Origin of the sequence: Mycolicibacterium austroafricanum, assembly GCF_000612725.1 — a bacterium.
Classification (GTDB): domain Bacteria; phylum Actinomycetota; class Actinomycetes; order Mycobacteriales; family Mycobacteriaceae; genus Mycobacterium; species Mycobacterium austroafricanum.
Map to the genome: position 1 here is coordinate 148841 of NZ_HG964458.1, position 11054 is coordinate 159894.

Consider the following 11054-nt stretch of genomic DNA (forward strand, 5'->3'; position numbering starts at 1 on the left):
GTCAACACCCTGTTGAGATCTTCAACACGGTGTAAAGTCAGTCCGGTGACAGCCACCAGCCCCACCCGCCCTGCGCGAGGCAGGCGCGCCGCCCGCCCCTCCGGCGATGACCGGGAGCTGGCGATCCTCGAGACCGCGGAGCGCCTCCTGGCAGACCGATCGCTGGCCGAGATCTCGGTCGACGACCTGGCCAAGGGCGCCGGGATCTCGCGGCCGACGTTCTACTTCTATTTCGCCTCCAAGGACGCGGTGCTGCTCACGCTGCTGGAGCGCGTGATCGCCGAGGCCGACGCCGCCCTGGCACAGCTGATCGCCGAACGCTCCTCCGACCGTCGCACCATCTGGCGTCGGGGTATCAACGTCTTCTTCGAGACGTTCGGCGCCCATCGCGCGGTGTGCGCGACCACCGTCGGGGTCAAGAGCACCAACTCGGAGGCTCGTGAGTTGTGGTCGCGTTCGATGCAGCGCTGGATCGACCACATCGCCGCGGTGATCGAGGCCGAACGCGCCGACGGGGCCGCACCCGTCACCGTGCCCGCCCGCGAGTTGTCCACCGCCCTGAACCTGATGAACGAGTCGGTGATGACGGCGACCTTCACCGGCCACCAACCCGCGATTCCCGACGACCGGGTTCTCGACAACCTCGTGCACATCTGGACCACGAGCATCTACGGCAAGACCGACTGAATCTGTCGGGCCATGATGCGAACATATGTTCGTGTCCGCCGCTCGCGTTCCACAGCCGGCTCAGCCTGCTCAGCCGGCTCCGGTTTCATTGCCGGCTCAGCCCGCGGCCATCCTGCATGCCGACCTCGACTCGTTCTACGCCTCGGTCGAGCAGCGCGACGACCCGTCGCTGCGCGGCCGGCCGGTGATCGTCGGCGGCGGCGTCGTGCTGGCCGCCAGCTACGAGGCGAAGGCATACGGGGTGCGCACGACGATGGGCGGCCGTCAGGCACGTGCCCTGTGTCCGCAGGCGATCGTCGTCCCGCCACGAATGTCGGCATACTCGGCGGCCAGCGCGGCGGTGTTCGAGGTGTTCCACGACACCACCCCGGTCGTCGAGCCGCTCTCGGTGGACGAGGCATTCCTCGACGTCTCCGGTCTCCGGCGGGTTTCGGGCACCCCGGTGCAGATCGGGGCCCGGCTACGCGAGAGGGTTCGCGACGAGGTCGGACTGCCGATCACCGTCGGCATCGCGCGCACCAAGTTCCTCGCCAAGGTCGCCAGCCAGCAGGCCAAGCCCGATGGCTTGCTCCTGGTACCGCCCGATCGGGAGCTGGCATTCCTGCACCCGCTGCCGGTGCGCCGGCTGTGGGGGGTGGGCGCCAAGACCGCCGACAAACTGCGCGTCCACGGCATCGAGACGGTCGCCGACGTGGCGGAGCTCAGCGAGAGCACGCTGGGATCCCTCGTCGGCGGGGCGATGGGACGGCAGCTGTTCGCGTTGTCGCACAACGTGGATAGCCGCCGAGTCGTGACCGGGCATCGTCGGCGGTCGGTCGGCGCGCAACGCGCGCTCGGGCGGGCAGGCAGCACGATGTCGGCGGCCGAGGTCGATGCCGTCGTCGTCAACCTCATCGACCGGATCACCCGTCGGATGCGCAAGGCCGGGCGTTCCGGGCGAACCGTCGTGCTGCGGTTGAGGTTCGACGACTTCGCCCGGGCGACCCGGTCCCACACCATGCCGAGGGCGACGGCGTCCACCGACGCCATCCTGGCGGCCGCGCGTGGCCTGGTCGGGGCGGCGTCGCCGCTGATCGCCGAGCGCGGTCTCACCCTCATCGGCTTCGCGGTGTGCAACATCGACCGTGAGGGAGCCCAGCAGCTTGAACTGCCGTTCGGTAGGGACCACGGAGCCGGGGACTCGCTGACCATCGACCTGGCAATCGACAAGGTGCGTGGGCGCTACGGCAATGCCGCGGTAACCCGGGGCGTACTGCTGGGCCGCGACCCCGGATTGGAGATGCCGATGCTGCCCGACTGAAGCGGCGATTGACCTGAACCATGGTTCAGGTCATACGGTCCTGTCATGTCACGAATCAGCCTGGGGCGGTACGGATTCTCCGTCGAGGTGCGGGACGACGACAGCCACCTGGCCGCTGCGCTGACGGTGGAAGGGCTCGGGTTCGGCACGTTGTGGCTCAACGGGGGGCAACTGGATCGGCTCGACCGGCTGACGGATCTACTCGCTGCGACGACCACCGCCGTGGTCGGATCGGCGATCATCCCGCCCGACAGATACAGCGCCGCCGAGGTGTCGGAGCTGTTCGCGCGCGCCGAGGCCGACGCACCCGCTCGATTGATGGTCGGCCTGGGCTCGTCACACCGTCCACGTGCACTCACGCTGTTGGGTGACTATCTCGACGCACTCGATGCCGTGCCGGAGGACCGAAGGCTGTTGGCGGCGTTCGGACCCCGAGCGCTCACAGTGGCCCGGGACCGGTTCGCCGGAGCGATGCCGATGCTGTTCACGGCGCAGCGGACTGCCGAGGTCCGGCGAGTGCTCGGCGCGGATCGGACGCTCTCGGTGGGTCTGTACGTCGTGCTGGATGAGGACCCGGCGACGGCGCGGGTCACCGCGCGTAGACCGCTACGATTCCTCACGGCGATGCCCCAGTACCGCAAATCGCTGGAGCGTCAGGGCTTCTCGGCTGACGACATCTCCGGCATCAGCGATCGGCTCGTCGACACGCTGGTGGCGTGGGGCAGCCCGCGACACGTCCTCGATCACGCAGCGCGGCTACATGCCGCCGGCGCCGATCACGTCCAGCTGAACGTCCTCGGCGCGGATGGCCAGCCGACGGGCGTGGCGGCGGCGCGACTGCTCGCAGCGGAGTTCGGCTAACCGCCGACGAGCGCTTGCGCGAGGAGCAGACTAACCGCCGACGAGCGCTTGCGCGAGGAGCAGACTAACCGGAGCGCGTCCAGGCGAGCAGTTGGTCGGCGGGCCAGGTGTTGACGATGCGCTCGGGTTCCAGCCCGACGTCCAGGGCCCGTTGGGCGCCGTAGCCGAGGAACTCCAACTGCCCCGGCGCGTGGGAGTCGGTGTCGATCGAGAACACACATCCGATGTCCATCGCCAACCTGAGCAGACGTGTCGGCGGATCGCGGCGTTCCGGACGCGAGTTGATCTCGACGGCGGTGCCTGCGTCGCGACAGGCGGTGAACACCTTCTCGGCATCGAACTTCGATTCGGGTCGGATACCGCGGCCGCCGGTGACGAGCCGTCCGGTGCAGTGACCGAGGACGTCGGTGTGCGGGTTGGTGACGGCCTTGAGCATGCGCCGGGTCATCGCGGCGGCATCCATCGCGAGCTTGGAGTGCACGCTGGCCACGACGACATCGAGCCGCTCCAGCAGTTCGGGTTCCTGGTCCAGCGAGCCGTCTTCCAGGATGTCGACCTCGATCCCGGTGAGAATCCTTAGCGGAGCGACCTTTTCGCGGATCTCGTCGATGACGTCGAGTTGTTCGCGCAGGCGCTCCGGGGAGAGCCCGTTGGCGATCCGTAGCCGCGGGGAGTGGTCGGTCAGCGCACAGTACTCGTGCCCGATCGCGCGGGCGGCCAGCATCATCTCCTCGATGGGCGCCGAACCGTCGGACCAGTTGGAGTGCACGTGCAGGTCACCGCGCAGCGCGGCCCGGATGTCGCCGCCGCCGAGGTCCTGCGCGGCCTCGCGCAACTCCACCAGGACGGCGGGTTCGTGGCCGGCCCAGGCCTGCGCGATCACCTTGGCGGTCTTGGGCCCGATCTTGGGCAGCGTCTGCCAGCTGTTGGCGGCGCCGTGCTTCTCGCGCTGGGCGTCGGTGAGCGCTTCGACCACGTCGGCGGCGTTGCGGTAGGCCATCACCCGGCGCGGATCCTCCCGTGCGCGGTCCTTGTAGTACGCGATCTGACGCAGCGCGGTGACCGGATCCATGACTCCAGTGTGCCCGGAACCCGCGGCATAAATTCGTGCAATGACCCCCTGTCCAGCGGTGATAGCGTCGCTGAGCGGGAGGGCTTCGCGTGAGCTTGTTTGATGACGTCTCGGGTGTCGTCGGCAATGTCGTGGACGTTGTCGAGGGCAGCGTGGGCACTGTGGAGAGCGGTGTCGACTTCGTCGGCAGCGTCCTCGACGGTGATGTCACCGGGGCTACCCGGGACGCCTACGAGTTTGTCGACAACGCCAGGGACGTTCTCGGTGGCGTCCGCGACCTCGGTGTGAGCATCGGCCGGGTGCCGTCACGCTTCGTCGACAATCCGATTCTGGAGCTGGCGAATTCGCCGCCGATCGAACTTGCGCAGCGTGTCATCGCCGGCATGCGATTGACCACCGGATCCGGTGACCCGGTCGACGGAGAAGAGTTCAAGAACGCTGCCAAGCTGATGCAGGAAGCTTTGGAGCTTCTCATCGACGCGGCTCCGCATGGCGACCATTGGAGCGGGGCTGCCTCGGAGCAGTACGCGGGAGCGAACACGCAGAACAGGCGTGCAACTTCGGGTGTCCAAGTTGCCGACTGGAATATTGCGGACTTCCTCGAAGCCGAGGCCGAACAGGTCATGCGCACCCGCAAGACTCTCGACGACATCAATGAGTACCTTTTTCAGTTCGCGCTCTCGACGGCGTGGATGAACGGTATTCCAGGCGGACGCGCGGCCAAGCTTGTCGTCGATGCGACCGCTGCCGCCGGCGGTGTCCTCAGCGCAGAGCGCGCATTACTCACACTCGTCGCGGACTCCGTTGAGCGGGGCGGAAAGATCCGCGATCAGTTCAATCTCTATGAGGGCGCAGCCAACCAGGAGCGAAAACTCGATGACCCAACGTGCGACGGGCCGTTCGTACCGGAAAAGGTAGATCGAAGCGCCGCGGGGCGGCCGGGCCGCTTCGACAACCCGCACTACACCGTGCCTACACCCGTTGAACCTCCGCAACACGGACCTGCGGCAACTCCTTATATCGGCGGGGGTTCATCGGTACCAATGCCTGCGCCTCAGAGCACTTCTCGAACTGCGCATCCACAGGGGTCGGCACCACGACCCTGGGCGGGGACCAACCCGACCGCAGCCCCCGCCTCGCCCACACCGCAGCCGACCGGCGCACCCGGCACGCGCACTGGGTCGCTACCAGGACAAGGCGCCGGCAATCGTGGCGCCGCACCTCTGAGAGTTACAGCGCGGCCGACATCCGATGACAAGAGTCAGGAGATTCCGACGTGAACGATCGCGACAGAAACCTGAGGGTACTGGCCGACCACGTCATTTGGCTTGCCGGTAAGCAAGGGGCTGCGTCCGGCCGAATCACGCTTGCGAACCAGGCAATCAGCGGTGCATCCGATTCCGTGTTGAGCTCTCATGGTGCCGCATGTCTGGCCACGCACCTCGCTGTGACAGCGGCAGAGCGCGCTCGATCAACCGCGGGCGCAAAGATCTATGAGATCGCCACCGATCTGGAAGACAGACTGCGTGCTGCGGCAGCGCTGTACGACAACGTCGATTACCAGAACGGACGCGATGTCAGCGCATGTGGACTATGAGCCGATCGTGGGACGACGCGGACGACGTTGGAATCGAACGAGAGCGCTCCGAACTGGAAGCGTTGGACGCGTGCCATGCCCCGGATGAAGATCCTCCCATTGGCCCCGCTGACAAGACAGTGCCCACGTTGTTGTTCACGGCGACGAATCCCCCGGGGACGGTCTCAGCCACTGCTCTGATCGACGGCAGGATCCTTCGCGTTGATCTGTCACCCGGCGTCGCAGCGTTTACCGCGCAGGAACTGTCCGACGAGATTGCGTTGATCACCTCTCTGGCGCGCGCCCAAGCGAGCGCCGCGCAGCACGTGCTCATCACCGAGTTCATGGCGAGGCTCGGGCACGACCGTGTCTCGACGCGGGGGATACTGGAGTTTGAAATCGGTCTTCCATCACCAGAATCCGTCCGAAAACGGCGAGCGGAGTCCTTCGCGGCCCGCGACCATCTGTACACGTGCTGAAAGGTCCACGAGTGCGCTGCCGCGCCATTCCATCACTCTCGGCTGCAGTTCTTCTTGTGAGTGCGCTTCTCGGCGTGTCCTGCGCCACCCCGAGCACGACAACGGATGGCTCGGTCATCTGGCGTCAGCCCAAACAACAGCTGCTCGCTTCGCCAATGGAGCGCCGACCTGAACCCGGCTGGCGTCTGTCGGTTACGGATCTGGGACTGCCGAACGCCAACTCCGCTGACACCGCCGAGAGTCGCTTCGCTGCACCGGATGATGTTTTTGATCCGTCATCTCTCGTAGGCAACGTGGGCGACCGCGCCTATTTCCTCGCTCGTAGTGCCGAAACTACCGGGACTCGATCCTGGCTGACAGGAGTCGATGTCAGCGAAGGCACACCGCTGTTCGCTCCAATCTCCCTTGAAGTAGCCGAAATACCGCCCCGTTGCCTGATGAACGGACCACGGACTGTTCTCTGCGTACGAGCCGACGAAGACCTCCGGAAGCCCATCGACGGCGCCTTCGCGTGGGTGATCGACACCGATCAGGGCGTGGTGTCCTACTTCGGACCGACGCAGTTGAGTGCCGGCGGGCTGGTGCAGGTCGGCATCTATGCGGTGGCCCAGGACTACGTCAACGGAGTTCATGGTGTAGGTGCGAGAGCGGAAACCACCTGGCTCGTCCCAGGAAGCGGGTCTGTTGACACCATGAGTCGTCCGACAGACGGCTCAACTCCTCCCCCGTTCGGGGTTCAGACCGCCGCGGGGCGCGGAAACGACAGACAGATTGTCTTCTCCCTCGTCGACGGTGCGGTAGTCGATCCGGGTGCGTCTCCGGGCCAGCGACAACTCGGCGCACGCGTCTATCCCGGAGGCTTCGCCATCGAGCTCACCTCTGAACCGAACGCGAATCTCTACTCTCCTCAGGAGATTGTCTTTTTCGACGAAAAGGGAATACGGGTCTCCAATGTCGGTCTGCCGGAGAAGAAGGGTGCCCAACTTTTTCTGCCGTCTCCGGACATTCCCATCGTGGCCTCTCGTGATGAGTCAATCGTGTACGGCGTCAACGGAACTCCGATTGCCCAGATTCCTCCCATCGAGTTCCACAGCGATGTGCGCCTTATCGGATCAAGTCTGTTCATGCACGGCAAGGACAAGATTGGCGTGCCACACCAGCGGCGCTACGACCTCCGAACTGGCGAAGAGGGAAAACCCTGCGAGTTCGACTTCGGCACTCGCTTCGTAGGATCCGATGCAACCGTCGGAGTCTTCAGGGTTCTCGATGCCCCGGATGTACCCCTTATTGCCAAGGGCCGCGATCTGAGCACATGCGAAACGGTCTGGTCCCTTTCCGGCGACAACGGTTCTTATGCCGAGTTGTGGCAGATCAACACGACCCTCGTCCGCCTGTCCGACGACGGCACCGAGTTGATGTCGCTGGTCGCCCCGCACGAGTGACGCGACCACCGGTCGCCACCGAGGACGTGAACCTCGACACGTTGTTCGCCGCCGTCACACCACCCGGGGCTAACCTGATTGAGAAATCGTTCAATCCATCAATCCGTTAGGTTCTGGCGATGTCCGATCGCTTCCCCGCCGACCAGGAACGGCCGCTCTACGAGATCAAGGCCAACCTGTTCAAAGCCCTGGCCCATCCTGCGCGCATCCGCGTCCTGGAGATCCTGGCCACCAACAGGCAACCGACCTCGGTGAGTGACATCCTCGCCAGCACGGGTCTTGAGGCCACGCTGCTGTCGCAGCACCTCGCCGTCCTCAAGCGCCACCATGTGGTGACGGCCCGGCGCACCGGTAATGCCGTCCTCTACGAGCCCGCCCATCCGTTGATCTCCGAATTGCTGGTCATCGCACGCACGTTCCTGGCCGACACGCTCGCGGGGCAGCGCGATCAGCTGAAGTCGCTCGAGGCACTTCCTCCGCTGGAGAAGCGGCAATGATCGCCGCCGCCGCGCGCAATGTGCGCCGCCTGCTGCCCAGCCGTCGTGACTACGCCGACCTGCCGCGCTCGTGGCGTCGTGACGTACTGGCCGGTGTCACCGTCGGCGTGGTCGCGCTGCCGCTGGCCCTGGCGTTCGGGATCAGCTCCGGGGTGGGGGCTGCCGCGGGCCTCATCACCGCGGTGGTCGCCGGACTGGTCGCGGCCGTGTTCGGCGGCTCGGCTGTCCAGGTGTCCGGGCCAACCGGCGCGATGGCGGTCGTCCTCGCCCCCATCGTCGCCTCACACGGCCTCGGCAGCATCGCGCTGGTGACCCTGCTCGGCGGGCTCATCGTGCTCCTGGCCGGCGTCACCGGACTGGGTCGCGCGGTCACGTTCATCCCCTGGCCCGTCATCGAGGGATTCACCCTCGGCATCGCCGCCATCATCTTCCTGCAGCAGGTCCCCGCCGCGTTCTCGGCGACCAGTCCGCCGGGGCAGCGCACCCTGCCCGCCGCCTGGCAGGTCGTCACCCACGCCGACTGGAGCCAGGCCGGGAAAACCCTTGGCGTGATCGCGTTCGTCGCGGCCCTCATGCTTCTGCTGCCGCGGATCCACCGGGCCATCCCGGAGTCGCTCGCCGCCGTCATCGCCGCGACGGTGGCCGTGACTGTGCTCGGCATCTCGGTCGCCACCATCGGCGAGTTGCCGTCGCATCTGCCTGCACCGGTGCTGCCCCACGCCGACGTCGGCGCCCTGCGTGACCTCTTCGGCGCGGCGCTGGCCATCGCGGCGCTGGCGGCGATCGAGTCGCTGCTGTCGGCACGGGTGGCGGCCACGATGGCGCCGACAGGACCCTACGACCCGGACCGGGAACTCGTCGGGCAGGGCTTGGCGTCGGTCGCCTCGGGGGTCTTCGGCGGCATGCCGGCCACCGGAGCCATCGCACGCACCGCCGTCAACGTCCGGTCGGGTGCGCGCACCCGCCTCTCCGCCGTCGTGCACTCACTGGTGCTGCTCGGCGTCGTCTACCTGGCGACCGGACCGGTGTCGGCGATTCCGTTGGCAGCGCTGTCCGGTGTGTTGATGGTGACGTCGTTCCGGATGATCTCGTGGTCGACGATCCGCAAGATCGTGACCTCCACCCGATCCGACGCACTGACGTTCGTCCTCACCGCCGTCATCACGGTGTGCTTCGATCTGATCGAGGCCGTCGAGATCGGCATCCTGGTGGCGGCGTTCTTCGCGCTGCACAGCCTGGCGCGGCGCAGCAGCGTGGTGCGCGAGGAACTGCCCGCGCCCTACCAGCCCGGCGACGAGGAAATCGCCCTGCTGCGACTCGACGGCGCGATGTTCTTCGGTGTGGCCGAACGGATCTCGAATGCGATCATCGACAGCGACCATCCCCGGACCTCGGTGGTGATCATCCGGATGTCGCAGCTGGGCATGCTCGACGCCACCGGCGCGAACACCCTGGCGCAGATCTGCACCGAGTTGGAGGCCCGCGGCATCACGGTGATCATCAAGGGGGTCCGCCCCGAGCACTCCGCGCTGCTGTCGAGCGTCGGCGTCTTCGAATCGCTGCGCCACGAGAACCATCTGGTGGACACCCTGGACGAGGCGATCGAGCACGCCAGGACGCACGCGCACCGACAACCGCACTGACTCAGCCGGCGGGCCACGAAGGATCGCGCCCGGTCAGCCCGAGCACCCGGTGCAGCACCGGCGCATCCCCGGGAACCGGCACAGGCGCCGCGAACAGTCCCTCGACGGGCCCCTGCTCGGCGAACGCGGCGACATGCGGCAGCACGACGTTCAGCACATCCACCGGAACGTCGTAGCGCAGACCGGCGGAGACCGCGACGTCCCACCCGTGCACCACGACCTCGGTCAACGCGATCATGCCGCCGAGCTCGGCCGGGAAGTCGACACCGCCGGCCCGCGACATCCCCTGCCACGCCGCGGGATCGCGCCAGGCCTGCGCCAGAGCGGCCAGCCGGGACGGGTACGCCTGTCGCCAGCCGTCGTCCACTCCCCCTTCCATGGTCGGCGGGGTGTCGGTCAGCGGACCGAAATCCTTGCGCGCGGCCGCCTCGAACGCCAGTGCGAGACCACCGACATGAGCGATCAGCGCACCCAGATCCATATCGCGACACGGCGTGGCTGCGGTCAGCTGATCGTCGCTCACCTGCGCCAAGAGCTCAGCGGTGGTAGTGCACGCCTCGGTCATGTCGATCATGTCCGTACTGACCGAGCGGCCAGGCAGAACTCATCGGCCTACAGTCAATGGGGTGCGATTCGCGTTCAAGACCTCCCCGCAGAACACCGCCTGGTCGGACATGCTCTCAGTGTGGCAGGCCGCCGACGACATCGACGTCTTCGAATCCGGCTGGACGTTCGACCACTTCTACCCGATCTTCTCCGACCCGAGCGGCCCCTGCCTGGAGGGGTGGGTCACCCTGACCGCCCTCGCGCAGGCGACCACGCGCCTGCGTGTCGGGGTGCTCGTCACCGGCATCCACTACCGCCATCCCGCCGTCCTCGCCAACATGGCCTCCGCGCTCGACATCGTCTCCGACGGCCGCCTTGAGCTCGGCATCGGTGCCGGCTGGAACGAGGAGGAGTCCGGCGCCTACGGCATCGAACTGGGCTCGATCAAGGAGCGTTTCGACCGCTTCGAGGAAGCCTGCCAGGTGCTCAAGGGGCTGCTGAGCCAGGACACCACCACGTTCGACGGCAAGTTCTACCAACTCAAGGACGCCCGCAACGAGCCGAAGGGCCCGCAGCGACCCCACCCGCCGATCTGCATCGGCGGCAGTGGCGAGAAGCGCACCCTCCGGATCACCGCGCAGTACGCCGACCATTGGAACTTCGTCGGCGGCCCGCCCGAGGAGTTCGCCCGTAAGCGCGACGTGCTCGCACGGCATTGCGCCGACATCGGCCGCGACCCCGGCGAGATCTCGCTGTCGGCGCACATCCGACTGGGTGCCGACCTCGATTACGACAAGGTGATCGAGGAGGCCGCCGCTCTCGGCGCCGAGGGGCTGGAACTGGCGATCGTCTATCTGCCGCTGCCTCACGACCCCGCGGTTTTGGAACCGCTGGCGGACAAGATCAGGGCGTCCGGATTGCTTGACAGCAAAGCCCGCTGACGATCACGAA

At 66.7% G+C, this 11054-nt stretch carries 12 protein-coding genes; 10 read left to right on the forward strand and 2 right to left on the reverse strand.

Going from position 1 to position 11054, the window contains the following annotated elements:
- Positions 1-45 precede the first annotated feature (45 nt).
- The 3 genes from BN976_RS27280 to BN976_RS27290 are packed head-to-tail and all read left to right on the forward strand — an operon-like array spanning position 46 to position 2848.
- Entirely contained in the window at positions 46-687 is a 642-nt protein-coding gene (locus BN976_RS27280) for a TetR/AcrR family transcriptional regulator (RefSeq protein ID WP_036375741.1), read from the forward strand.
- A 25-nt stretch (positions 688-712) separates the two neighbouring features.
- Entirely contained in the window at positions 713-1987 is a 1275-nt protein-coding gene (gene dinB / locus BN976_RS27285) for a DNA polymerase IV (RefSeq protein ID WP_234935383.1), read from the forward strand.
- Between the two features lie 45 nt (positions 1988-2032).
- Positions 2033-2848: a TIGR03620 family F420-dependent LLM class oxidoreductase gene (locus BN976_RS27290; protein ID WP_036375747.1), complete on the forward strand. Its 816-nt coding sequence runs from the start codon at positions 2033-2035 to the stop codon at positions 2846-2848.
- Positions 2849-2912: 64 nt separating this feature from the next.
- Here BN976_RS27290 and BN976_RS27295 read toward each other — a convergent pair whose 3' ends face one another.
- Positions 2913-3920: a PHP domain-containing protein gene (locus BN976_RS27295; protein ID WP_036375750.1), complete on the reverse strand. Its 1008-nt coding sequence runs from the start codon at positions 3918-3920 to the stop codon at positions 2913-2915.
- A gap of 95 nt (positions 3921-4015) precedes the next feature.
- Between BN976_RS27295 and BN976_RS27300 the strand changes: the two genes are divergently transcribed.
- The 6 genes from BN976_RS27300 to BN976_RS27320 all read left to right on the forward strand — a co-directional run bounded on the left by BN976_RS27300 (position 4016) and on the right by BN976_RS27320 (position 9557).
- Entirely contained in the window at positions 4016-5200 is a 1185-nt protein-coding gene (locus tag BN976_RS27300; protein WP_145977985.1) for an EspA/EspE family type VII secretion system effector, read from the forward strand.
- Positions 5197-5517, forward strand: a complete 321-nt coding sequence (locus BN976_RS32950; protein ID WP_011782806.1) for an ESX-1 secretion-associated protein — start codon at positions 5197-5199, stop codon at positions 5515-5517. Before BN976_RS27300 ends, BN976_RS32950 begins: the two co-directional genes overlap by 4 nt.
- Positions 5514-5975 carry a YbaB/EbfC family DNA-binding protein gene (locus BN976_RS27305; protein ID WP_133167753.1) on the forward strand — a complete coding sequence of 154 codons (462 nt, stop codon included), beginning with the start codon at positions 5514-5516 and terminating at the stop codon, positions 5973-5975. Before BN976_RS32950 ends, BN976_RS27305 begins: the two co-directional genes overlap by 4 nt.
- A 56-nt stretch (positions 5976-6031) precedes the next feature.
- On the forward strand, positions 6032-7417 hold the full coding sequence (locus BN976_RS27310) for a 9-bladed beta-propeller domain-containing protein (RefSeq protein ID WP_145977986.1): 1386 nt from the start codon (positions 6032-6034) through the stop codon (positions 7415-7417).
- A gap of 119 nt (positions 7418-7536) precedes the next feature.
- Positions 7537-7914, forward strand: a complete 378-nt coding sequence (locus BN976_RS27315) for an ArsR/SmtB family transcription factor (RefSeq protein WP_036375758.1) — start codon at positions 7537-7539, stop codon at positions 7912-7914.
- Positions 7911-9557, forward strand: coding sequence for a SulP family inorganic anion transporter (locus BN976_RS27320; protein ID WP_036375761.1), 1647 nt, complete (start codon positions 7911-7913; stop codon positions 9555-9557). Before BN976_RS27315 ends, BN976_RS27320 begins: the two co-directional genes overlap by 4 nt.
- Before the next feature lies 1 nt (position 9558).
- Here BN976_RS27320 and BN976_RS27325 read toward each other — a convergent pair whose 3' ends face one another.
- Positions 9559-10131: a TIGR03086 family metal-binding protein gene (locus tag BN976_RS27325; RefSeq protein ID WP_011782811.1), complete on the reverse strand. Its 573-nt coding sequence runs from the start codon at positions 10129-10131 to the stop codon at positions 9559-9561.
- A 52-nt stretch (positions 10132-10183) separates the two neighbouring features.
- Here BN976_RS27325 and BN976_RS27330 point away from each other — a divergent pair, with 52 nt between their 5' ends.
- Positions 10184-11044: an LLM class F420-dependent oxidoreductase gene (locus tag BN976_RS27330; RefSeq protein ID WP_036375766.1), complete on the forward strand. Its 861-nt coding sequence runs from the start codon at positions 10184-10186 to the stop codon at positions 11042-11044.
- The last annotated feature ends 10 nt before the right edge of the window (positions 11045-11054 follow it).